This window comes from Clostridium sp. MB05, assembly GCF_046581255.1.
Classification (GTDB): domain Bacteria; phylum Bacillota; class Clostridia; order Clostridiales; family Clostridiaceae; genus Clostridium.
In genome coordinates this window covers 891,640-915,337 of the sequence record NZ_CP174370.1, presented here as the reverse complement: position 1 = coordinate 915,337, position 23,698 = coordinate 891,640, and the positions used below count along the sequence as shown (strand labels likewise).

Sequence of the window (23,698 nt, the reverse complement as noted above, 5' to 3'; positions counted from 1 at the left end):
TGAAATTCAATAATAACTCACTTTAATTTTGTATATAATCTAACATCTTATAATTTATTATATAGTGATATTTTTTATTTACTATTCTAATTTTTAGAAAATGAACTAGATAATTCTTAAAACGATTTTCCAAATAAAATTGCTAAAGGCTTTCTATATTAACATTTTCAAAATTTTAGACTTTTATAATTTCCTAAAAAAATTTCCCTAGGAAACAACTGTTTTGAACCTAGGGAAATAATTTTATAATAACTTATTTAATACATAATCTACTTCTATATTTGTAACTACTAATAATCCCGCTTCATCTATATCAAATAAATCATTATGATGTGCTACAGCAGTATTTGAATTACATGAATTTTTAGTTCCTACTTGTATATAGGTACCTGGTACTTCTATTAAGAATTCTGCGAAATCATCTGCTCCTAGTTTCTTTGGATAGTTGGTTATTACATTTTCTTCTCCCACAATATTTTTTGCAATAAGAGCAACTTCCTTACTAACTCTTTCATCATTTATTAAAGGTGATGCATAATCTCTAAACTCAACTATAGCCTCTGCCCCATAGCTTTCTGCTATATTTTTCGCTATTTTTTCTACTGACTTATTTGTCTTTTCTCTTGATTCAAAAGTAAAAGCTCTCGTTGTTCCTTCTAATGTGACTTCTCCTGCTACTGTATTGTAAGTAGTTCCCCCTTTGATTAATCCAACTCCTACAACTACTGTATCAATAGGATCTGTTTGCCTACTTACTATTGATTGTAGATTTACTACTATTTGGCTAGCAATATATAAAGCATCTGTTGATAAATGAGGTGCAGATACATGACCACCTTTGCCTTTAATAGTTATCTTAAAATAATCACAAGATGCACAGCTAGGCCCACTAGTTACTGATACCTTACCTAAGTCTATTCCTGAAGCTACGTGAGCTCCTATTATTTCTTCTACTCCATCTAAGCATCCTTCTTTAAGAAATATTTTAGCTCCTTGTCCAATTTCTTCTGCTTGTTGGAAGAATAATCTTACCTCTCCTACCAGCTCCTCTTCCTTTTCTTTTAATATTTTTGCAGTTCCAAGAAGGCTAGCCGTATGTCCATCATGACCACAAGCATGGTTATATCCATCATTTTCAGATTTATAGTCTTCCTTATTTAAATCTGGAACCTTAAGAGCATCTATATCTGCTCTTACAGCTAAAATTCTATTTGATGCTTTTTTACCTTTTATTATTCCTAAAACCCCAGTTTCCCCAATTCTTTTATGTGGAATATTTAGTTTGTCTAGCTCTTCTTCTATCTTCTTTGCTGTATTATATTCTTTTAAACTTTCTTCTGGATACTTATGAAAATATCTCCTTAATTCAGTAATATAGTCCTTTTCCTTTATTACATAATCTTTTATATTCATAAAAATAGCCCCCTTATATTAATCACTCACAGTATTTTACTTATTTATATTCATATTGTTATAAATAGTTTTATTCTTTAATTTCTATTTCCAAGTTGGTATATAAGCCCCTTTATATACTTCCTCTATAACCTTAGCTACTTCATCTGATCTAAATGCTTCAACAACTTTTTTATAAACTTCATTATCTTTATCTTCAGTTCTTGCAACAATTACGTTTATATAAGGATTGTCACTACCTTCTTTAACTTGTTCTAAGTAAATAGAATCTTCTTTTGGATTAAGTCCTGCATCAACTGCATGTCCACCATTTATTAAAGCTGCAGTTACATCTTCTAATAATCTTGGAGTTTGAGCTGCTTCAACTTCTATAAATTTTATATTTTTAGGGTTTTCAACTATATCATCTAAAGTTGGAGTGTATCCTGCTGCCTCATTTACCTTAATAACTCCTGCTGATTCTAAAACCTTTAAAGCTCTTCCTCCATTAGTTGCATCACTTGGTATAGCAATAGAGTCCCCATCTTTTAGCTCATCAATAGATTTTATTTTATTTGAATATACACCAAGAGGAGCTATTAAAGTTTCTCCTATAACTGATAAATCAAATCCTCTATCTGCAATATCTTTATTTAAGTATGCATAATGTTGGAAAGAGTTTAAATCTATCTCCCCATCTGCTAAAGCCTGGTTTGGCTGACTATAATCTGAGAAAGGAACAAGTTCTACAGTTATCCCTTCTTTTGCAAGATTTTTTATTACAGGATTCCATTGATCACTACTTTCACCAACTACTCCTACCTTAACTACTTTATTTTCTGTTTTTGATTTTCCTCCTTGACATCCTACTAATGAAAAAAGTAATGCCCCTGATAATATTATACTTAGTAAATTTTTAGCTTTCATATTTTAAGTCCCCTTTTTATTTATTTTTTATTTTTGCTTATTGCTTTAATTTTAATGTGTTGTTTTTTTAATTACTCTATCCCCTAGCCCTTGAATTATATTTACTACAATAAGTAATATTATTACTGTTACAAAGGTTATATCTATTTGATTTCTTTGATAGCCATATCTAATTGCTAGATCTCCAAGACCTCCGCCACCTACTGATCCTGCCATAGCTGTTAATCCAACTAAGCTTACAAAGGTTATTGTTGTTGCCCTAACAATATTTGGTATACTTTCTTTTAGATACACTCTAAATATTATTTCTAAAGGTGATGACCCCATTGCCTCTGCTGCCTCTATCACCCCCTTATCTATTTCTGATAAAGCACTTTCTATTTGCCTTGAAAAGAAGGGTATAGTTCCTAAAACTAGTGGTACAAAAGACCCCCTTGTTCCAATGGCTGTTCCTGCTATAGCCCTAGTTAATGGTATTGCTGCTGCTAATAAAATAATAAATGGTATTGATCTTGTTATATTTATTATCTTATCTAAAACATAATAAACTGGTTTATTTTCTAATATACTTCCCTTCTTAGTTACCACTAATATTACTCCTAATATAAGACCTATAACAAATGATATAGCTCCTGATACTAAAAGCATAATCAAGGTTTGTCCAGTTGCTTCATAAATTTCTGATATTTTTTTTACTGCATTAGGCAATAATTTTTGTATTAAGTCTGCCATCTTTAATCACCTCAACTTCCACATTTTTTTCTTTAAGATAGTTTATAACATTATGAATTTGTTCTTCTTGACCTTTAATTATTACAATAAGTCCACCAAGTGGAGATTCTTGAATTATCTCTACATTTCCAAAGATTATATTTGCATCTACATTAAATTCTCTAGATATTATCGAAATTATTGGTTCAGTTGTACTATTTTCTAAGTATTTGAGTTTTAGTATTTTTTCATTTTCCTTAATTTCTACAACTGAAGATTTATCTTCTATTAAGTCATATATATTACTTAATAAAGAAGTACTATCTATAAAATTCTTTGTTATTTTTTCTTTAGGCTCTGAGAATACCTTAAATATATTTCCTTCTTCTACAACTCTTCCATTTTCCATAACAGCAGCTCTTGTACATATTTCTTTAGCTACTTGCATTTCATGAGTTATTATTACTATGGTTATTCCAAATTTTCTATTTACCTCTTTTAAAAGCTTTAGTATTGATTTTGTAGTTTGTGGATCTAAGGCACTGGTTGCTTCATCACAAAGTAATACTTTTGGATCATTGGCTAAAGCCCTTGCAATGCCTACCCTTTGTTTTTGTCCTCCACTTAATTGAGATGGATAAGAATTGGCCTTATCTTCTAATTCAACAAGTTTTAATAATGATGTAACCTTATCTTTTATTTCCTCTTTTGAATATTTACTTCCCTTCAGAGGATAGGCTATATTTTCGAAAACTGTTCTAGACTTCATAAGATTAAAATGTTGAAATATCATTCCTATCTTTTTTCTTTCTTCTCTAAGTTCCTTATTTGATAAATCATTAAGGTCTTTTCCATCTATAAGTACTTGCCCCTTAGTAGGTCTCTCTAAAAAGTTTATGCATCTAACTAGAGTTGATTTTCCAGCTCCACTAAAGCCTATAATTCCATAAATTTCACCTTTGTTAATATTTAATGTTACATCCTTTACCGCTTCTACTTTTTCACCTTCTGTATCATAAGTCTTGTATAAATTTTTTAATTCAATCATGTTGCCCCTCCCTCTACCCTAAAAAAGGTAATAAAAAAACTGCTTTCCTAAAAAATAAGAAAGCAGTGTAATACACTTCTATATTTCATTCTTATCTTTCAGACGCAGTAAACATCTGCAGGATTTAGCACCTTAAATCATAACTAATTTAAGTTCGTAATTCAGGTTGCCAGACTTCACAGGGCCAGTCCCTCCATCTTTCTTGATAAAAATCTATTCATTTTTTTGTTTTTCATTTCTTGTTCCTCATTATATATGTATATATTTCCACTGTCAATAGTATTTTTACTTTTTTATAAAAAGTGGACATATGTAAGAAATCCATTATATTTTGCTAAGTCATTTTAATTTAAAATAAAAAACTAAAATTAAACCTCTAAATAATTAATTACTTAGAGGTTTTTTATTTAACTATATAACTGGATAGCTCTTTAAAACTGTAACATTACCTTTTATTGAATATTCTCCTAAAGTAGCTGGGATTAAATAACTATCTCCAGTCTTTATTTTTTCTGTGAAGTCTTTTCCTTCTATTATTCCTTCTCCATCTACGCAAGTTAACATATCAAACTTTTCTATATCACTTGCATCATTGTATTGTGAATCTATAGTTATTTTTTCTATTCCAAAGTATTCATTTTTACATAGTAAGCTTTGCTTATAGCCTTCATGCTTTATTTCTTCTTTTTCACTAAGGTTTTCACATTGAAGATCAAAGTTTATAACATCTAATGCTTTTTCAACATGAATTTCTCTTGGTCTTCCATAGTCATATACTCTGTATGTTACATCACTATTTTGTTGAATCTCTGCTATTATAACACCTTCGCATATAGCATGAACTAATCCACTATTAATTAAAAAGCAATCACCTTTTTTAACTTCTATTTTATTTAAATAACTTTCCACATTATTATTTTTTATAGCTTCTTCAAATTGTTCTTTACTACAATCTTTAGTTCCCACTATTAAACAAGCACCTGGTTTAGCATCCATAACATACCAAGCTTCTGTTTTACCATAATCCCCTTCATACTTTGCAGCATATTCATCTCCTGGATGTACTTGTACTGAAAGTTTTTCTTTTGAATTAATAAGCTTTATAAGTAATGGAAATTTTTCTAAAGTAACCTTCGCTCCTACAAGTGTATGTCCATACTTTTTAATTAAATCATCGAAGCTAGTTCCTTTTAATGAACCATTTTCTACAATTCCAGTCCCATTTGGATGACATGCTATATCCCATGTTTCACCTATTTCACCTTCTGGCATATTATCTCTAAAGGATTCAAAATCTCTTCCACCCCATATTTTTTCATAATATAAATTCTCAAATCTAATTGGATACATAATCTTTCTCCTTCCTTAACAACACTTCTTAAGTAAAATATATATTTCAATATATAGATTATTAAATTAATTGATTTTCTTCAGTTATTCTATTTTATTTATAATATTTATTTTCTATAATATTTATTTTCCATAATATTTATAATAAATAATTTTCTATACATTCTCCTACGGAGTTAACTAAATATTTAACATGTTTCTTTAGTTCTTCTTCTACATGGTTAAATGTAAATGAATTTTTAGTTATCTTAAACATAGTTACGTCATTCCATGAATCTCCTATGGTATATATATCTTCATTTTCTATTAATTCTTGATCTGCTAGATATTTTACTCCACTTCCTTTTGAGCATCCCACTGGAACTACATCTATATAAATATCATTTCTATATGCTACTACTGCATCACCATATTTTTCATTTATTTCATCTTTTATTTTTTCTATTTCATCCTTCTCTTTATTTGGATTATATATAGAAATTAAACTTAAATCATCTTCTATCTCATATATTGAATTTACCCTTTTTTTATTTGGATATGGTAAATTATCTCCATCTGTTAATAAATATGTGTCAAATCCAGATTCTACTGAAATATATACATCATCTTCACTTATTTCATTTACTATACTTTCTATTATTTTTTTATTAATTACTTCTTGATTTATTTTTCTTCCTAATGAATCTACTATTAATGCTCCATTTAGTAATACATAATAATTTGCAAATATCTTATAGTCATCTTTTAGCATTTCTACTCCATTATATGGTCTTCCCGTTGAAACTACTAATAAATTCTTTTCTCTTTGAAGTCTAAGTATAAACTCTTTATCCTCAATGGTAACCTCATTATCATTTATTAATGTTCCGTCAAGATCTGTTGCTAATAATTTACTCATTTATTCCTCCATTATTATATCGATATTTTTTTCTATTTTGTCACTATAATTTTATCATATAATTGGATAAATATTTACAAATAAATTTATAGACTTAAAAGTATTCTCTTTTAAGTCTATTTTATTGCTTATATTCTTTTTATATTTCAGTTCTTTGTAATAATAACTCTTCTATTACTTTTTTATCATTAGCTTTTTCTATTTCTGCTTTAAAATCATCATCCATTAAGCTTACTGCTAATATTTGAAGAATTTTTAAATGCTCATTTCCTTCACCATCTGGTACTGCTATTAAAAACACCATATTTACTGGTTCATCATCTAAGCTTTCCCATTCTATTCCTTTTTCACTTTTACCAACTATAACTGTTGGTATGTTTACCCATGGTGATTTTGCATGAGGTATCGCAACTCCATCACCTATACCTGTTGTTGATATAGCTTCTCTTCTTTTTACATCTTCAACATACTTATCAACATCTATTAATCTATCTTTTGCTAGTTGTGCTAGATGATTTATTGTTTCAAATTTTTCGTTAGTTTCTAAGTTTAAATCCATGTATTTTACATCAAATAATTTGCTATTCATTGCTATTACCTCTCTTTGAATTTTGAATTTAATATCAAGGAAATTAAAACTGTTAACTCCCTTGATATTATTTATGTTTTTACTATTTATTTTATTATAATATATTTCTTATTAATTTACTTAGCTGCTTTTCTATCTCTTAAAGATTTTAAATAGTTAACCATAAGTGCTGTTACTAATGAGCCTATCGCTATTGCAGCAAGGAACATAACTACTCCATCAACAGCTCCCATTAAAGCAACTATTGGACCTCCATGAGGTACTCTATCAGCTACTTTTGCAAACATTGCTATGTTAGCTCCAACTATTGAACCAACTATTAATGATGGAATAACTCTTAGTGGGTCAACTGATGCAAATGGTATTGCACCTTCTGTTATTCCACAAAGTCCCATTGTAAATGCAGCTTTACCTGCATCAAGCTCATCTTGACTGTAATGTTTCTTTCCTAAGAATGTTGCTAATCCCATTCCTATTGGAGGAATAGCTATTGCTGCTGCTATAGGTCCCATTATTTCTGGTCTACCTTCTGTAATCATTGCAACACCAAATAAGAATGCAACTTTATTTACTGGACCACCCATATCAAATGCAACCATTGCACCTAATACTGTAGCTAAAACTACTGAACTTGCTCCTGATAATCCTGCTAAGAAGTTAGTTAATCCTTCAAATATTGAAGTTATTGGTCCACCTAATACTAATATAAATGCCAATCCTGTAACTAATGTTGTTATTATTGGAATTATGATTATTGGCATTATTGGTTTAATCATATTTGGTACTTTTATTGATTTTAATCCTTTTGCTACATAACCTGCTAAGAAACCAGTTACTATACCACCTAAGAAACCAGCATTTGCTTCAGATCCATAGAATGAACCATTTGCTGCTATATATCCACCGATTAACCCTGGAACTAAACCTGGTCTATCTGCAATTGAATAAGCTATAAATCCTGATAAAACTGGAACCATAAATGTAAATCCTGCTCCACCTATCATCTCTATCTTTTTCCAAAATGAATCTGCTGGTATTGCTAATCCGTTTGCTGTTGGCTCTCCACCGAAAGCTAAAGCTATTGCTATTAAAAGACCTGCAACTACAACTACTGGAATCATGTAAGAAACTCCACCCATTAAGTGCTTATAGAAAGCAGGTTGCTTTGATTTCATTTCTTTCTTAGCTTCATCAACTGATTTTATTTTTGAAGACTTTTTCTTTTCAACTTTTCCATCTAAAAACATTTGAATTAAAACATCTGGCTCCTTTATAGCCTTAGCTATAGGACATTCATAAATTGCCATTCCTTCAAATCTGTCTAAGTTTACAGCTTTGTCTGCTGCTATTATAACACCATCTGCTTCTCTTATATCTTCGTCTGTTATAATATTTTCAGCTCCTGTTGACCCTTGAGTTTCTACCTTTATTTCTACTCCCATTTTCTTTGCCATCTTATTTAGCTTTTCTGCTGCTATATAAGTATGAGCAATTCCTACTGGACATGATGTAACTGCTAATAGTTTCATTTTTTATTTCCTCCTAAAACTCACTTTGAATTTTGTTTGTCATTTGATGATTTAATTATATTGCCTATGAAAACATATTCACAGTTAGATAATTGCACTTAGTAGAGGAAATTTTTTAATTAAATACTTTTATAAATTCATTAAAGCTGTTAACTTTTATTAACTCTAGTATTAAATCACTATCTATAATCTTCTTGTATATTTGCTCTAAAATTGACTTTAATAATTGTTGATCTTTTTGAGCTATACCTACCATAAATACAATTTGAACCTTTTCCTTTTCCCATGTAATTGATTTTTTTAAAATAGCTACTGATATAAATGACTTTTCTATTCCTTCTTGCATAGTATGAGGAATAGCTACTAAATCACCAATTTCAGTGCTAGCTAATTCTTCTCTTTTAAATATCTCATCTTTCACATTTTCTTTTATGTAACTTAAATCTATTAAATGGTTTGTCATCATCTCAAGTACATCATACTTATTTGCTGCATCTACCGACTTTATAAATAATTCCTCTTTAAATATATCTAATATATTTTTACCATCTAGATTTGTATTGTATATACTTTCTTCTATTAATTTCACTTCATTTTTATCTAATAAATTTTTAACATATATTACTTTCTTTGACTCTATACCTAAAGGTATTGTTGTAATTATTAGATCTACGTTTTCAAATAAGTTTTCATTGAATTCATACCAAGGAATAGTATCTACAATATCTAATTTATCTTTAAATCTATCCCCAAGCTTTACTTTTAGTAAAAGAGAAGTTCCAACTCCCGTAGTACATACAAGAATTACTCTCTTTACTTTTCCCTTTTTTCCCTTCATCCTCTCTAGGGATGCTGCAAAGTGTAAAGTCAAAAATCCAATATCATCTTCACTTAAGCTTATTCCTATACTTTTGCTAATTATTTTATTAGCTAAAACGCCTAATTCAAAAGCAAATGGATAATTATTTTTTATTGTTGAAAGCATATTATTTTCAATTTTAATTTCATATTTTGCTCTATTTATAGATGCACTTAAATGACTTCCCAAGAAACTTCTTAAAATATCGTCTTTACTTAAATCAATATAATAAACCTGATAAATTTCTTTTAATATTTCATTTATTAAATTATAATTTGCTTCTTCATTTGTTAACTTGTATTTTTCTACTTCTGTAATTATTAAATTACTTGAAATTATATATTGAGTTATATAATAAACACCACATACCTCTAATTTTATTTTTAATTTTTCTTCTAAATCACTACATATATTTTCTGCTATTTCTATTTTACTTTCTTTATTTAATGAACTGATTATTTCTTCTGTGTAATTTATGTGTTTTCCCATTAAGCTTCTAATAATCATTATATAAGTAAGATTTAATAAATTACTAAAGGCTATATCAGTTAACCTAAGCTTATACTTTAAAAGATTTTCTTTTAATATATTTTCTATAATTAATAATGTATCATTACCTACTTTTTCTTGGAAAATCTTTTTAAATTCATCAAAGAAAAATTTATTATAAGCTTTTAAATATATTGATATACATTTTCTTATATCGTCCTCTTTTCCACTTATTATTATTCCTTTATTTTTATTTTTAACAATATCAAGCTTAATTTCACTTAGTATAGTTTTGCTTAATTTAATATCGTTTTTTAAAGAAGATAAACTAATAAAAAGTTCATCAGCTAAATCTATTTGTGTAACACCATCTAAGCCTTTAATATCATTTAAAAGAAGCTTCATAACTATATATTCTGCTCTTTCTTTTATAGTTAAATTTATATAACCACCTTTTTCATCTACTTTTAAAAAATCTAAAAACTGTTTAAAATCATCTTTATCAGTTATTTCTATACTATAACCTTTACCTTTTTCGGATAAAATAAAAGCTCCGTGCTTTTTTAATACATCATTCAGCTCTTTTATATCGCTTCTTATAGTTCTCGATGAAACCCCTATTGTAGTACATAAATCTTCACCTTTAACAATTTTATTTTTGCTTATTAAGATATTAATAATTTGTTTTTGTCTTTCGCTACTTATCATAAAAAATCACCTTTTAAAATTATATACTTAGTGAAAACATATTCATATATATATAATTGCCTCATACAGAGGAAATTTCATATCTAAATTTTAAAATTTTATATATTTTTATCTGTTTTAGTTTACCCTAAATTTTATAAAATCTTTATGCATTTTTAGAAGATAATACTAGGAATTAAATAAGCTATAATTCAAATAATATAATTATAAGGAGGGATTATTTATGCCAACTAAACTAAACAATAAAAAAATTTATACACCTCATGAAAGAACAGGATATGCTCCAGAAAAACATGCTTTGATTAGTCATGGGAAAATTGAAGCACCATCAAGTCCATTACCTAGTCCAGTGGAAGATGCCATAGTTGCAAATAATATATCTAATGCGGAGTTCGATTATACAGAACAATCTAATATAGATATAGAATTAGATAAATAAATTTTAAGGAGAGATGTAATATGTCTAACAAGAAAAAAAGCAGAACAGACGGAGTAATTCCAATGAAAAATAAAACTGTTGCTACACCTGTGAATCATAGCAATGTAGCCTCTTCATCTTATGAATATACAAGGAAACAAGAAGTAAATAAAACATCAAAAACAAATCAATTATATTAATTATTTATACATCATCATAATATTTATATGGACAACTACTAAATTATTGGATTAATTTTCCGATAATTTAAGTAATTGTCTTTTTTGTTATTTCACTAAATAAATTATTGTATAAATAGGAGAGAATTAAATGAGTACAGAAACTAAATCCCAACTAATTAAAAAAGAAAAAATTCCAAAAGAAAAAGTTAAAAAGGCTAATAAAAAATTACATAAAATATCTCATAGACTTATAAAGTCATATGGATTAATTATAGCTTTACTATTATTTATATGGGGACTTGGTCTTTATAATATGAATAAAGTTAATAAGGCTTCCGAAAACCTTTACTCCAATAATACTTTGGGAGTAATTTATATTAATGAATTAAGTGAAAATACTACTTATAATTATCTAAGTAGCAAATTACTACTTTCAACAACTGATGAATCAGAAAGAAAAACTTTAACTGAAAATATAGCTTATAATATTAAAAGAAACTCACAAATTGTAGAACTCTACGAAAGTTCAATTGTAAAAGAAGAAGATAAACAACGTTTTGATGAAATAGTAAAATCTTTAGATACTATTGATGATTTATCAAATAAAATAATTACATTAGTAAATGAAAATAAAATTAATGAAGCCAAAAACTTTGTATATGATTTAGATAAAACATGTGGATATTTTACAATTAAACTAGATAGATTGGTAGAATTAAATAATACATGGGCAGAAGAATCTCTAAAATCAAATGGAAACATTTATAATAGCTCATTAAAAATTACATCCATAGTTCTAATTTTATCAATAATCCTTGCTCTAGTATCTGCAATTCGTATTATACTTAGAATTAGTAAATCACTAAATAGGATAATGTCTTTATCTAATAGAATAGCTAAATATGACTTATCTGAATCTATAGTGGACAACCATAATGATGAGTTTGCAGTTATAGGTATTTCCCTTAATACAGCTCAAGAAAATTTAAAAGGAATAATTCATACTGTTATAGATAGCACTAACAAGGTTAACTTTGCTACCGAAGATTTAGCTATGGCTATTGAGGAAGTTACATGTCAATTTGATCAAATAAATGATTCTTCAAGTGAAATTAACTCTATAGTTCAAGAAACTAGTGCTATAACAGAAGAGTTATCTGCTTCTATTTTAGAAGTAAGTTCAAGCATAGATGTCCTTTCTGAAAAAGCTACTGATGGAAATATGAATTCAGAAAAGATACAAAAAAGAGCTACTAATATTAAGGAGAATACTGAATATGTAATTGAAAATACAAACAATTTATATAAAGATGTTGAAAGTGACATAAAATCTTCAATTGAAAAAGGTAAAATCGTAAATGAAATAGTTTATATGGCAAATTCTATTGAAGAAATTGCTGAGCAAACTAATCTTCTCGCTTTGAATGCTGCAATAGAAGCTGCTCGTGCTGGAGAGCAAGGCAAAGGATTCGCAGTAGTGGCTGAAGAGGTAAGAAACCTTGCTGAGCAATCTAGAGCCTCAGTTCAAAATGTTAAAGATACTGTTAAACAGGTGCAAATAGCTTTTAATAGTATAACTGATAGTAGTAATACTTTACTGGAATTTATGAATAATGAAATAATGAAAGAATTTAAAAACTTTATTGAAATAGGCAGTAAATATGAAAGTGATGGAGTATTTGTTAGAAAAATGAGTGAAGATATTGCATCTATGTCTGAAGAAGTATCTGCAACAATGTCTCAATTAAGTGATGCTGTTCAATCAGTTGCTTCAATGACTCAAGGTTCATCATCAAATGTTAATGCTGTTAAAGATAGCATTAACGAAACTATAGGTGCCATAACTAAAATTGCTGAAACAGCTCAAAGTCAAGCTGAGCTAGCACAAGAACTTTCAGAAACTCTAACAAAATTTAAATTCTAAAATCAATATAGAACCTTAAATATTATACTTAATGTTCTATTAATCGGAAATTAATAAGATTTTATATAATTTTATATAATTATGATTTTTTTATTAGAAATTACACTAGGTAGTGCCATATAAAAATGATTCTACCTAGTATAATTTTTAAATAAACCTTATTCTCTATAAACTACCAAATCATCTACATAAATATAACTAATAATTATATTCTACTTTTGCATTCCGCCTCTAAAGCCCATTCTTTGACCTGTTCCATCACAGTTTCCTCTTTTTTCACCATTTCCTAAACTTTGATTTCCAGATCCTCCTTGACAATTCCTTCTACCTAATCCTTGCCCATCAGTTCTACATTTTCCAGATCCTTCACAGCCTTCTCCATTATATGGACAATTCTTATTGTATTGGCAGTAAGTATTTGTATCTTGGCTATCTATAGTAGCTTCATCAACTTGTGTTATTGTAGTAGTATTTTCATTTGTAGTTGTTGCTACCTCCCCATCAGCCGCAAATGCAATAGCACCAGTACCTACTGTAAGGGCTGCAATTAATGATAAAGATAAAAATATTTTTTTCATGATTATACCTCCAATTTTAATATAATTTGTCACTTAAAATTATTTTGAAAACTCTCCTCTTAAGCAACTTTAATTATATAATAAAGGTAATATTTAATAGTTTAATGATAAACTTGTGATGAATTTGTGAAAATTTATTGTATTTCTATTAGCTTCTTTGGAATAATAAAATAGAAATCACTCCCAATTCTAACTTCACTTTCAACTCCATATTTAAATCCATGAGCTAATATTATTTCTTTAGAAATAGCTAAGCCTAATCCCATTCCCCCACTTTTTTCTCCTTTATAATATCTATCCCAAATATATTTAAGTTCCTCTGAATCTATTCCTTTTCCATAGTCTCTAATAGATACCTTTATATCTTCATTCAACTCTTCTACTCTAAAAAGTACACTTCCATCCTTTTTTCCTGAATGCTTCATAGCATTAATAAAAAAATTAGATATAACTCTAAACAAATAATTTTTATCTATTAGAATAAAAATATTTCTGTTAATTAAATTATCATCTATTTTTAATTCTAATTTATAACCCAAATTTTCATCATTTTTTAAATAGCAAATTAATCTACTATGACTTTCTTCTATAAACTCTTTTAAGCTACATTTTGAAAGTTTAATTAATTTATTATTATCCTTCAGCCTAGATAAAGTTAATATTTCACTAACAAGCTCTGTTAAGTTATCCACTTCTTTAATTATATTAGAAGCATACTCATTAACCTCTTCTCCAGATACTAATCCATCTTTTATAACTTCACTATTAGCTCTAATTACACTTAAAGGAGTTTTTAAATCATGACTAACATTTGCAATAAATTCTTTTTGCATATTATCTTTTATTTCAAGTTCTTTAGCCATTTCATCTATACTATCATTTAATTCTTGAATTTCATCTCCTGTATTAACCAAAAATTCCCCTTTATATATTCCTTTTGAAATATTGCTAGCTCTTTTTTGTAAAATTATAATTGGCTTTGTAAATTTATTACCTAAATAACTAGCTATCAAAGTTGACACAATTAATGAAAATAAAAATATTGATATAAGAATTAAATTAACGCTTTTTATTAAAGATTTTGTACCTTCATAACTTTTATAAACAACTATATCCCCATAATCTGTAGTCTTTTTAAGTCCTATGTATGTATCTCCATTTCTAGATTTAAATATCTCCTTTCCTCTTATGCTTTCAAAATCTATAGATTTCATCTGAGCCATTTGTCCCATCTGCCCCATCTGCCCCATCTGTCCATGCCCATTTGCTGGTCTACACATATTAGAAATTTTTCCATCATTTATTAACACAGCTGATATATTAGCTAGATCTGTAACAGTATTATTTTGAGCTGCTTCCAAAACATATTCACTTGCTTTTTCTAAATCTTTATACTCATTATTTATGTAAATCTTTGGTAAAATAAAAGAGGTTAAAAGAAATCCTACAAGTGCTACTGCTAGATTCATAGCAAATAGATACTTAACCATTCTTTCAGTTATTTTATTCATTACTCTATTGTAAGGCTATAGCCTACCCTCCATACAGTTTTTAAGTTTTCTTTAAAGAAATCTATTTTTTCTCTAAGCTTTTTAACGTGAGTATCTACAGTTCTTGTATCGCCATAAAAATCATATCCCCATACACTTACTATTAAATCTTCTCTTGTGAAAACTCTATTTTTATTCTTAATTAAAAATATCATTAAGTCATATTCTTTAGGAGTTAAAATAACTTCACTCTCCTTCTCAAATACTCTTCTATTTTCTTCTTCTATTTTTAAATCATTGTACTTAATATCCTTAAAGTATTCTTTCTTATCGCTATTAATTCTTAATGAAACCCTTAATACCAACTCTCTCATACTCAATGGCTTAACCATATAATCATCAGCACCAAGTTCAAATCCAAAAATTCTATCCTCTTCTTCCCCTCTGGCACTGGTTATAATTACTTGTGTTTTGCTATTTAAAAATTTTATTTTCTTTAAAAGATACCATCCATCCTTATTAGGTAGCATTATATCTAATACAACCAAATCATATATATTATCTTCTATTAATCTTTCAGCTATCTTCCCATCATTAGCTAAAGTAATATCATATCCTTCTCTTTCTAGATATAACTTTATAATTTTACTAAGTTGTTTTTCATCTTCCACCACTAATATCTTTTTCATAAAATCCTCCAAGTATTAAATTTCGATCTCTAATCCCTTTTCGTAAATATCTGAATATATAATTAACTAACACTTTTATAAATGTTTACTTATAATATTAATCTCATATTTTCTTAAGATTATCAACTATACATTTACCTGGAGCTATCAGTTTTTTTATTTTTATCTTATTATTTTAACTTTTATATTTCAGTAATAAAGATTAAAAGAGTAAGGATAACTAAAATATTATACTTACTCTTTTAATTTATTTTAACTTTAAGATTTATATTCTGCTCCTGCACCTACTTTAGTTACTTGAACAGCCGTCATTTTATTTTTGCTTCCGTTAGTTATTTCATGCCACTCTCCAGTAGGTATAAATACTGTGCTTCCTTCACTTACATCAAATTCATTTTCTCCAACTTTAATTTTTCCTTCTCCCTTTAAAAATATAAAAATTTGCTCTCCACTTGGATGTCTATGACTTTTCAAAACTTGTCCTGGCTTAAAAAAGTAAACTTCTGAAGTAATATCATTTCCTGTAAAAACTGGGATCTTTGGTACGACCATATCATTGTATTGTTCTAATACTCCATTTAAAAGATGATTGTTAATATCCATCTAAATAACCTCCATATTAATAAAATTTAAATTTACTTAGTTTTACTTAAATTTAGTATTACTTTTTAATCAGATATTATTCTATATAAATACTAGCGTTAAATTTTAAAAATATTATTATTTGATTTTTGTAGATATATAAATATGTTATTTAAATGTAACTTATCAATATTTATATTAAATTAGCTTAACTTTTTATTAAGTATTATTGGCTTATTTAACATTAATATTACATATACTTTATTATATTTTTAACTTTTATACGATATAATTAATATATAATTACTAATTAAAAGGTAGGTAAATATTAAATGAAAACTAAACATTTGATAATTCTATCCTTTGATGCTGTTTCATCTGAGGATGTAGTTAAACTAAGAGAATTTAAAAATTTTAAGTATTTAATTGAAAATGGAAGTTTAATAAATAATATTGAAAGTGTTTATCCTACTTTAACTTATCCTGCACATGCTAGTATCATAACAGGAACGTATCCTAGTAAGCATGGAATTGTTAACAATACTTTAAATAAAGCATTTGATGCTAACCCTGACTGGTATTGGTATAGTAAATATATTAAATCAAAAACTTTATTTGAATTAGCCAGAGAAAATGACTTAACCACAGTATCATTATTATGGCCTGTAACTGGTAGAAGCAATATAGACTATAATCTACCTGAAATTTTCTGCACTAAGCCTTGGCATAATCAATTGGTAATGTCTATCTTATCAGGCTCTTTAAAATACCAGCTTGATTTAAATAAAAGGTTTGGTCATATTAGAAATGGAATTTCTCAACCTCCTCTAGATAATTTTGTCCAAGAGTCTGCAAAGTACACAATCTTAAAATATAAACCTAACTTAATGCTTATCCACTTTACTGATGTTGATGCTCATAGACACTACTATGGATATAATAGTGTTGAAGCAAATGAAGCTCTAAAAAGACATGATATTAGACTAGGTGAGATAATAGATACTTTAAAAAAGGCTAATATACTAGAAGATAGTACAATTATCGCTTTAGGTGATCATAGTACTATTGATGGAAATAATATGATTAATGTTAATGTGCTACTTAAGGAAAATGGATTGCTTGAAGTTGATTCAAAAGGTAAATTAAAAAGTTATAAGGCTATAGCTAAAAGTTGTGATGGTTCTTCTTATATTTATTTAAAAAATAGAAACGATAAAGAAATATTGAATCTTATTTCTACTATATTAAATGACTTCAAAAATACTTCTGACTCACCTATAGAATTTATATTAAACAATGAAGAAGCTGTTAATTGTGGTGCTGATCCGGAATGTAGCTTTATGCTTGAGGCAAAAAGAGGATTTTACTTTGTTGATGAGCTTTGTGGAAATGTTGTTGAAGAAGTTAATGAATGTGATGTTGGAAAATTACCTCATAGAACTAAATCTACTCACGGATACTCTCCTACTAAAGATAACTATGGAACATTTTTAGTTGCCTTTGGAAAAGGAATTAAAAAAGGTATTGTTTTAGAAAGCGGAAAAATAATAAATCATGGACCTACTTTTGCAAAATTATTAGGATTAAATTTAGTAAATACTGATGGTATGGTAGAAGATAGAATTTTAGACTTATAAAAAAGTTCACCTATGTAAATTTTGCTTATTCCGTCGCTTTGCTCCAAGTCATCGCAAAATTACATAGATGAACTTCAAAACCGAAGGATGGAAATTATAAAAAGTTATTCACAGGGTAAACTTTTTATAATTTCCTATATAGTAAATAATTTATATTATAAATTTAATTTAGGAAAATAGATCAATTAATGTTAAGTGTATAAAAGGTTAAAATCTATAAATTATGGGGGATTAATTATGAAATATTTAACCAAACAAGAAAAAAGCTGGGCTCTTTATGACTGGGCTAATTCTGCATACTCAATGACAATAACTTCATCTATACTGCCAATGTATTTTAAGTCTGTAGCTGAGGCTGGAGGTATGTCACCCTCAAACTCTACAGCTCTTTGGGGGTACACAATTTCTCTTTCTACTATGGTAGTATCTCTCCTTGCCCCTATTTTAGGAACTATCGCTGATTATAAGGGGAATAAAAAGAGATTCTTTAAGTACTTTTTCTCTATTGGTGTTATTTTCACTATACTTCTTGCATTTATTCCTGCAAACAACCCTATACTTTTACTTCTTTGCTACGGATTCACTCTTGTTGGATTTTCAGGAACAAATATATTTTATGATTCCTTTTTAGTAGATGTATCTACTAAAGAAAGAATGGATAAGGTTTCATCCTATGGATTTGCACTTGGATATATAGGAAGTACTATTCCTTTTATAATTTCAATAGGAGTTGTTTTGCTTACTCAAATGAAGGTACTACCAATTACACTTCCAGCAGCATGTAAGTTAACATTTTTAATTACAGCTATTTGGTGGCTAATATTTACTATTCCTATACTTAAAAATGTTAATCAAGTATATTATATTGAACCTGAAGATAATCCTATTTCTAATTCCCTTAAAAGACTCTTTTCAACTATAAAAGAAATTAAAAAACATAGAAATATATTTTTATTCTTAATTGCATATTTTTTCTATATTGATGGTGTAGATACTATAATAAGAATGGCTTCTTCCTATGGTACAGATCTTGGAATATCTATGATTTCTTTACTTGTAATACTTCTTCTTACACAATTTGTAGCTTTTCCATTTACAATCTTATATGGTAAGATGTCAGAAAAATATGGTGGGAAAAAGCTTCTTTATATTGGAATAATAACCTATATGATAATTTGTATATATGGATATTTTATTAAAACTGTCTTAGGTTTTTGGATACTTGCAATGGCTGTCGGCTCTGCTCAAGGTGGTATCCAAGCAATATCTAGATCCTTCTATGGCAAAATGGTTCCTAAAGAAAATGCTAATGAATTTTTTGGGTTCTATAATATATTTGGAAAATTTGCAGCAATTATGGGGCCATTCCTTGTTGCAATAACAACTCAAGTAACAGGTCAAACAAAGAATGGTATATTGAGCTTAATAATTTTATTTGCTATAGGATTTTTCTGCTTAACTAAAGTAAAGGATGATAAAAATATTTAATATGTAATACAGGTTTCAATTTAATTTATATAGTCACTATAAAAAAGTTCACCTATGTAAATTTTGCTTATGACCTTGTGACCCTCGAAGTCATCGCAAAATTACATAGGTGAACTTCAAAGCTGAAGGAAGGAAATTGTAAAAATTATTCACAGGGTAAACTTCTTATAATTTCCAAATAATAAAAAAAGATGTAGAAATTATTAAAAACTTCTACATCTTTTTGTTATTGATTTTATAGTAATTATTTATTTAGTTATTAAATTTTAATTTTATAATCTAGTTAATCCTATGCTGTCATTTCTGATTTTCTTCCTTCTATCTTTTCGGCTATCTTTTCTCCAACATTTTTTAGAGCTATAGACATAATTAAAAATACTACTAGTATTACGCCTAAGATTAAGAAGTCTTTTCCTATTATGCTATAGTTAATTACTTCTGCAGATATAACTTCTCTTAAAGCTTCAACTGCATAAGTAAATGGCATAAATGGATTCAATGCTTTAAAGAATCCAGGTACTACTTCTAGTGGGAATGTACCCGCACATGAAGTAAGTTGAAGTATTAATAATACTATACCTAATAATCTTCCTGCATCACCTAATAATGAAATTAGGAATTGAATAATTGAAATAAACACTAGCGATAAGAATATATTTGTTGCTACATAAGCAACCACATTGCTTGTCTTTAATCCAAGCATTAATACTACCACACTTACAAGCACTGCTTGTAAAACACCTACAAATGCGTAAGATAAATATTTACCTGCTACCTTATCAAACTTAGATAAGTTTTCTTCATCTCTAACATTTGCTGGTATTACAAAGAACATCATTATTGCACCTATCCATAATGAAAGTGGTATAAAGTATGGTGCAAATCCTGTTCCGTAATTTGGAATTTTATTTATTGACTCTAAATTCATATTAATTGGTTCTGATACAAATTCACCCATTGTATCTGATGGATTTACTAAACCTTTTTCCATCTCATCTGCACCTTCATTAAGCTTAGTTGCTAATTCATTACTTCCATCATGAAGCTGTTTAACTCCATCGCTTAACTCTGGTACCTTTGATGTTAATTGAGATACTCCATCATTTAATGCCTTTTGTCCGGTTACTAATTGATTTGAACCATCATTAATTGCAGTTATTCCTGAGCTTAATGTTGGTATACTTGAATTTATCTCACTAGCACCTGCATTCACCTTTGAAGCACCTGCATTTATCTGAGTTAAACCAACGCTTAAACTTCCATTTCCATCTGATACAGTTTTTAGTCCTAAACCAAACTCACTAGCATTAGGATCTAAGCTAGCATATAATCCATTTAATCCATTATTTAATTCTGAAACTCCTGCTGATACTTCTCCAACTTTTGAAGTTAATTTAGTTGTACCTGCTGCTAAAGCCTTTGATCCTGTTGTATAATCATTTAAGGATTTTCTAAAGAATTCCTTTCCATCTGTTAATTCCTTAACTTTTGGTGTATTTTTTGCTGCTTCAGCTTGTATTTTTTGAGTTATTTGCATTGCTTGCTGTATCAATTGATTTTTTTCATCAATATCTTTTGAATTTGATGCTTTATTTAAAATATCTTGTATCATTGCTGTTGCTTTTGTTGAATCTGATACCCCTGCTATTAACTCATTTATTCCATCATTTATTTCTGAATATCCTGCTACTAAAGGATCTGAATTATTAGTTACTAAAGCAGCTCCCCCATTTAATTTAGCTATATCTTCTTGTCCTGATGCCAATCCTTGATTTAGCTGATTTGCTCCCGTCTTTAATTTACCAATACCTGGATATATTATACCTATATAAGAATTATATAAATTTTTATTTCCATCAGCTAATTTCTTTGATACATCTGTTGCTTGAGAAATTTTTTCACTTATTTGTCCTGTTCCTTTTGCTAACTCATTCATGCCACCACTTAATGTTGGAACTTTTCCATATAATTGTCCAATACCATCATTAAGTGCAACTTGTCCATTTACTAGTTTACCTGAACCATCGCCTAATTTGTTTGCTCCATCAACTAATTCTGGCACTTTTTCGTTCATTGTACTTAAACCATCATAAATTTGTTTACTTCCATCAGCAGCTTGAGTTAATCCGTCCTTAGCTTCGTATAAACTATCAAATGCTACTTCTACATAATTATTTGTTATTGTTTTAGTTATGTTTGCCTTAAGTTCACCTTCTACTTTTGAGTTTATTTGTGATGCTAAGAAGTTCTTTTTATCATTTGTTATAAACTCAATCTTTGCAACCTTTGGCGCTCCATCCTTAGCTGCTATAACTTTTGATGAAAAATCCTTTGGAATAACTACTTTTGCATAGTATGCTTTGCCTTCTAGGCCTTCTTTAGCATCTTCTTCTGATGTTATAACCCATCCGATTTCGTTATTTCCCCTTAATTCTTCTTCAATATCCTTACCATAGTTAACCTTGTCCCCATCTAAGATGGTACCTTCATCTTTATTTACTACCGCAACGTTGACATCACTAAGTTTTGCATATGGATCCCAGAAAGCATATAAGTATAATAATGAATATAATAGTGGTACTATAATAATTGCAATTATCGATACTCGTATGAATCGGTTTTTAAATATGCTCTTGATGTCTTCCCCTGCAATCTTTAGGAAATTCATACAATCACCCTCTGTTTAATTTTTTGTACTGATTAGTCAGTTAATCAGTATGATATATTTATACTACTTTTGTACTGGCTAGTCAATATAATTTTTTAAAATTTTTTTAGGTTTTTTCATTAATTTTTAGAATAGTATAATGAAAACATTTACCAATAAATTCGAAATAAAAAAGTGAAAATATGTAAATTTGCTTCTTCCGTCGCCCTGCTCCAAGTCAACGCAAACTTACATATTTCCACTTACAAACTGAAGATAAGAAAAGTATAAAAAAAGACTAGTCTATAGCTTTAAGTGCTTATAACTAACCTTTTTAAGAAGTATTTTTAAATTTTTTGTATATTTATCACTTATATTATAAATTGATTATTTTTTAATTCTATGTTTTTTATTATTTTAGCAGGATTTCCTCCCACTACAACATTATCTGGAACATCTTTAGTTACAACTGATCCTGAAGCTATTACAACATTATTTCCTATTGTGACTCCTGGATTTATAGTTGAATGTCCTCCTATCCAAACATTATCTCCTATAGTAACACTTTTCCCAAATTCATACTTTAGCCTTTCAGTTGGATCTATTGGATGAGTTGCTGTATATATATGTACTCCTGGTGCAATAAAGCAATTTTTACCTATCTTTATTTCACATACATCAAGCATTATACAATCAAAATTTGCATAGAATCCTTCTCCGACATGTATGTTATATCCATAATCACATTTGAAATTGGGCTCTATATAAATATTTTCTCCTGTTGAACCGAAAAGCTCCTTTAATATTTTTTTACGCTCATCCAATTCTGTTTCTATAGTTGAATTAAATAATCTAGTTAGCTTTCTGGCTCTTAATCTTCCATTTACTAATTCTTCATCATTAGGATCATACGGTAATCCTTTAAGCATTTTTTCTTTTTCTTTCATGTCATACTCTCTCCTAAATCAAAATAACTATTTCAATCTCTTTTTACATTTATTCCATATTGAAAATACTTCATAAATTTCTCAACTATTTCTTCATGGTCGTATTTATCTTCATTTAAAATTTCATAAAGAGCTGAAGACACTAATACCCCAATTAAACCGTAGCTCAAGAAAGCTGGATCATCATTTTCAATAAATCCTCCATCCATTACAGCTCTAAACTTAAGTGAACTTCTATCTATAAGAGTTTTTATTTCTTCTCTTAACATATTATTTCTATCACCAGTTCCCCAAAGCTGGCTAACTATTACCTTAAATAAATCTTTGTTTTCATAAACATATTTAAGTTGAACCTTTGCAGAAACTTTTATTATTTCATATGGATTATCAATATCTTTTGTTGCTTCTTCTATTTCTTCATTTATAAGATTTATTCCTTCTTTAATTATAAACATAAAGAGTTCTTCTTTACTTTTAAAGTGATAATACAAGCTACCCTTAGCTACTCCAGCTCTAGCTACAACTTCATCCATTGTTGCTCCAGTATAACCATAACTAGAAAAAACCTTTATAGCTGATTCAAAAATAGCTCTTTTAGTTTTATTCATTAAGATCT

At 28.3% G+C, this 23,698-nt stretch carries 21 protein-coding genes and 1 riboswitch; of the genes, 5 read left to right on the top strand and 16 right to left on the bottom strand.

Annotation, left to right across the window (positions count from 1 at the left end; translation table 11 throughout):
* Positions 1-243: 243 nt before the first annotated feature.
* The 9 genes from ACH36K_RS04430 to ACH36K_RS04390 form a co-directional block, all read right to left on the bottom strand.
* The gene (locus ACH36K_RS04430; RefSeq protein ID WP_411169751.1) at positions 244-1,413 is read right to left on the bottom strand and encodes a M20 metallopeptidase family protein; all 1,170 of its coding nucleotides are present in this window, start codon (positions 1,411-1,413) and stop codon (positions 244-246) included.
* An 84-nt stretch (positions 1,414-1,497) separates the two neighbouring features.
* Entirely contained in the window at positions 1,498-2,319 is an 822-nt protein-coding gene (locus ACH36K_RS04425) for a MetQ/NlpA family ABC transporter substrate-binding protein (protein ID WP_411169750.1), read from the bottom strand.
* A 51-nt stretch (positions 2,320-2,370) separates the two neighbouring features.
* Positions 2,371-3,051 carry a methionine ABC transporter permease gene (locus tag ACH36K_RS04420; RefSeq protein WP_411169749.1) on the bottom strand — a complete coding sequence of 227 codons (681 nt, stop codon included), beginning with the start codon at positions 3,049-3,051 and terminating at the stop codon, positions 2,371-2,373.
* Entirely contained in the window at positions 3,020-4,078 is a 1,059-nt protein-coding gene (locus ACH36K_RS04415) for a methionine ABC transporter ATP-binding protein (protein WP_411169748.1), read from the bottom strand. The genes ACH36K_RS04420 and ACH36K_RS04415 overlap by 32 nt, the downstream gene beginning before the upstream one ends.
* An 88-nt stretch (positions 4,079-4,166) precedes the next feature.
* Positions 4,167-4,290, bottom strand: a riboswitch (SAM riboswitch).
* A 199-nt stretch (positions 4,291-4,489) separates the two neighbouring features.
* Entirely contained in the window at positions 4,490-5,428 is a 939-nt protein-coding gene (locus ACH36K_RS04410) for a type I phosphomannose isomerase catalytic subunit (protein ID WP_411169747.1), read from the bottom strand.
* 139 nt (positions 5,429-5,567) lie between these two features.
* A complete protein-coding gene (locus tag ACH36K_RS04405) occupies positions 5,568-6,326 on the bottom strand; it encodes an HAD-IIB family hydrolase (RefSeq protein ID WP_411169746.1) in 759 nt (252 codons plus the stop codon).
* A 139-nt stretch (positions 6,327-6,465) separates the two neighbouring features.
* Positions 6,466-6,915: a PTS sugar transporter subunit IIA gene (locus ACH36K_RS04400; protein WP_411169745.1), complete on the bottom strand. Its 450-nt coding sequence runs from the start codon at positions 6,913-6,915 to the stop codon at positions 6,466-6,468.
* Positions 6,916-7,031: 116 nt separating this feature from the next.
* A complete protein-coding gene (locus ACH36K_RS04395; RefSeq protein WP_411169744.1) occupies positions 7,032-8,444 on the bottom strand; it encodes a PTS fructose transporter subunit IIC in 1,413 nt (470 codons plus the stop codon).
* 115 nt (positions 8,445-8,559) lie between these two features.
* Complete coding sequence (locus ACH36K_RS04390) at positions 8,560-10,500, bottom strand: BglG family transcription antiterminator (protein WP_411169743.1); 1,941 nt, start codon at positions 10,498-10,500, stop codon at positions 8,560-8,562.
* Between the two features lie 223 nt (positions 10,501-10,723).
* Between ACH36K_RS04390 and ACH36K_RS04385 the strand changes: the two genes are divergently transcribed.
* From ACH36K_RS04385 to ACH36K_RS04375, 3 genes are all read left to right on the top strand, one after another.
* Positions 10,724-10,939 (top strand): hypothetical protein, encoded by a 216-nt coding sequence (locus ACH36K_RS04385; protein WP_411169742.1) that lies wholly within the window; start codon positions 10,724-10,726, stop codon positions 10,937-10,939.
* 20 nt (positions 10,940-10,959) lie between these two features.
* On the top strand, positions 10,960-11,118 hold the full coding sequence (locus ACH36K_RS04380) for a hypothetical protein (protein ID WP_411169741.1): 159 nt from the start codon (positions 10,960-10,962) through the stop codon (positions 11,116-11,118).
* Between the two features lie 130 nt (positions 11,119-11,248).
* The gene (locus ACH36K_RS04375) at positions 11,249-13,024 is read left to right on the top strand and encodes a methyl-accepting chemotaxis protein (protein ID WP_411169740.1); all 1,776 of its coding nucleotides are present in this window, start codon (positions 11,249-11,251) and stop codon (positions 13,022-13,024) included.
* A 212-nt stretch (positions 13,025-13,236) separates the two neighbouring features.
* Here ACH36K_RS04375 and ACH36K_RS04370 read toward each other — a convergent pair whose 3' ends face one another.
* The 4 genes from ACH36K_RS04370 to ACH36K_RS04355 form a co-directional block, all read right to left on the bottom strand.
* Entirely contained in the window at positions 13,237-13,602 is a 366-nt protein-coding gene (locus ACH36K_RS04370) for a hypothetical protein (protein ID WP_411169739.1), read from the bottom strand.
* Positions 13,603-13,736: 134 nt separating this feature from the next.
* The gene (locus tag ACH36K_RS04365) at positions 13,737-15,113 is read right to left on the bottom strand and encodes an ATP-binding protein (protein ID WP_411169738.1); all 1,377 of its coding nucleotides are present in this window, start codon (positions 15,111-15,113) and stop codon (positions 13,737-13,739) included.
* Positions 15,113-15,781 carry a response regulator transcription factor gene (locus ACH36K_RS04360; RefSeq protein WP_411169737.1) on the bottom strand — a complete coding sequence of 223 codons (669 nt, stop codon included), beginning with the start codon at positions 15,779-15,781 and terminating at the stop codon, positions 15,113-15,115. The genes ACH36K_RS04365 and ACH36K_RS04360 overlap by 1 nt, the downstream gene beginning before the upstream one ends.
* 258 nt (positions 15,782-16,039) lie before the next feature.
* Complete coding sequence (locus tag ACH36K_RS04355) at positions 16,040-16,384, bottom strand: cupin domain-containing protein (protein WP_411169736.1); 345 nt, start codon at positions 16,382-16,384, stop codon at positions 16,040-16,042.
* Positions 16,385-16,695: 311 nt separating this feature from the next.
* Between ACH36K_RS04355 and ACH36K_RS04350 the strand changes: the two genes are divergently transcribed.
* Both ACH36K_RS04350 and ACH36K_RS04345 read left to right on the top strand, forming a co-directional pair.
* Entirely contained in the window at positions 16,696-18,000 is a 1,305-nt protein-coding gene (locus ACH36K_RS04350; protein WP_411169735.1) for an ectonucleotide pyrophosphatase/phosphodiesterase, read from the top strand.
* Positions 18,001-18,237: 237 nt separating this feature from the next.
* Positions 18,238-19,488, top strand: coding sequence for an MFS transporter (locus ACH36K_RS04345; protein ID WP_411169734.1), 1,251 nt, complete (start codon positions 18,238-18,240; stop codon positions 19,486-19,488).
* Between the two features lie 289 nt (positions 19,489-19,777).
* Here the strand turns inward: ACH36K_RS04345 and ACH36K_RS04340 are convergent, their stop codons facing one another.
* The 3 genes from ACH36K_RS04340 to ACH36K_RS04330 all read right to left on the bottom strand — a co-directional run bounded on the left by ACH36K_RS04340 (position 19,778) and on the right by ACH36K_RS04330 (position 23,690).
* Complete coding sequence (locus tag ACH36K_RS04340) at positions 19,778-22,156, bottom strand: YhgE/Pip family protein (protein ID WP_411169733.1); 2,379 nt, start codon at positions 22,154-22,156, stop codon at positions 19,778-19,780.
* 350 nt (positions 22,157-22,506) lie between these two features.
* Entirely contained in the window at positions 22,507-23,082 is a 576-nt protein-coding gene (locus ACH36K_RS04335) for a sugar O-acetyltransferase (RefSeq protein ID WP_411169732.1), read from the bottom strand.
* A 32-nt stretch (positions 23,083-23,114) separates the two neighbouring features.
* Positions 23,115-23,690 (bottom strand): TetR/AcrR family transcriptional regulator, encoded by a 576-nt coding sequence (locus ACH36K_RS04330; RefSeq protein WP_411169731.1) that lies wholly within the window; start codon positions 23,688-23,690, stop codon positions 23,115-23,117.
* Between the last annotated feature and the right edge of the window lie 8 nt (positions 23,691-23,698).

Coding starts and splice junctions, on each gene's coding strand:
- ACH36K_RS04430 (WP_411169751.1), bottom strand. CDS start 1,413: ATGAATATAAAAGATTATGTAATAAAGGAAAAGGACTATATTACTGAA.
- ACH36K_RS04425 (WP_411169750.1), bottom strand. CDS start 2,319: ATGAAAGCTAAAAATTTACTAAGTATAATATTATCAGGGGCATTACTT.
- ACH36K_RS04420 (WP_411169749.1), bottom strand. CDS start 3,051: ATGGCAGACTTAATACAAAAATTATTGCCTAATGCAGTAAAAAAAATA.
- ACH36K_RS04415 (WP_411169748.1), bottom strand. CDS start 4,078: ATGATTGAATTAAAAAATTTATACAAGACTTATGATACAGAAGGTGAA.
- ACH36K_RS04410 (WP_411169747.1), bottom strand. CDS start 5,428: ATGTATCCAATTAGATTTGAGAATTTATATTATGAAAAAATATGGGGT.
- ACH36K_RS04405 (WP_411169746.1), bottom strand. CDS start 6,326: ATGAGTAAATTATTAGCAACAGATCTTGACGGAACATTAATAAATGAT.
- ACH36K_RS04400 (WP_411169745.1), bottom strand. CDS start 6,915: ATGAATAGCAAATTATTTGATGTAAAATACATGGATTTAAACTTAGAA.
- ACH36K_RS04395 (WP_411169744.1), bottom strand. CDS start 8,444: ATGAAACTATTAGCAGTTACATCATGTCCAGTAGGAATTGCTCATACT.
- ACH36K_RS04390 (WP_411169743.1), bottom strand. CDS start 10,500: ATGATAAGTAGCGAAAGACAAAAACAAATTATTAATATCTTAATAAGC.
- ACH36K_RS04385 (WP_411169742.1), top strand. CDS start 10,724: ATGCCAACTAAACTAAACAATAAAAAAATTTATACACCTCATGAAAGA.
- ACH36K_RS04380 (WP_411169741.1), top strand. CDS start 10,960: ATGTCTAACAAGAAAAAAAGCAGAACAGACGGAGTAATTCCAATGAAA.
- ACH36K_RS04375 (WP_411169740.1), top strand. CDS start 11,249: ATGAGTACAGAAACTAAATCCCAACTAATTAAAAAAGAAAAAATTCCA.
- ACH36K_RS04370 (WP_411169739.1), bottom strand. CDS start 13,602: ATGAAAAAAATATTTTTATCTTTATCATTAATTGCAGCCCTTACAGTA.
- ACH36K_RS04365 (WP_411169738.1), bottom strand. CDS start 15,113: ATGAATAAAATAACTGAAAGAATGGTTAAGTATCTATTTGCTATGAAT.
- ACH36K_RS04360 (WP_411169737.1), bottom strand. CDS start 15,781: ATGAAAAAGATATTAGTGGTGGAAGATGAAAAACAACTTAGTAAAATT.
- ACH36K_RS04355 (WP_411169736.1), bottom strand. CDS start 16,384: ATGGATATTAACAATCATCTTTTAAATGGAGTATTAGAACAATACAAT.
- ACH36K_RS04350 (WP_411169735.1), top strand. CDS start 16,696: ATGAAAACTAAACATTTGATAATTCTATCCTTTGATGCTGTTTCATCT.
- ACH36K_RS04345 (WP_411169734.1), top strand. CDS start 18,238: ATGAAATATTTAACCAAACAAGAAAAAAGCTGGGCTCTTTATGACTGG.
- ACH36K_RS04340 (WP_411169733.1), bottom strand. CDS start 22,156: ATGAATTTCCTAAAGATTGCAGGGGAAGACATCAAGAGCATATTTAAA.
- ACH36K_RS04335 (WP_411169732.1), bottom strand. CDS start 23,082: ATGAAAGAAAAAGAAAAAATGCTTAAAGGATTACCGTATGATCCTAAT.
- ACH36K_RS04330 (WP_411169731.1), bottom strand. CDS start 23,690: ATGAATAAAACTAAAAGAGCTATTTTTGAATCAGCTATAAAGGTTTTT.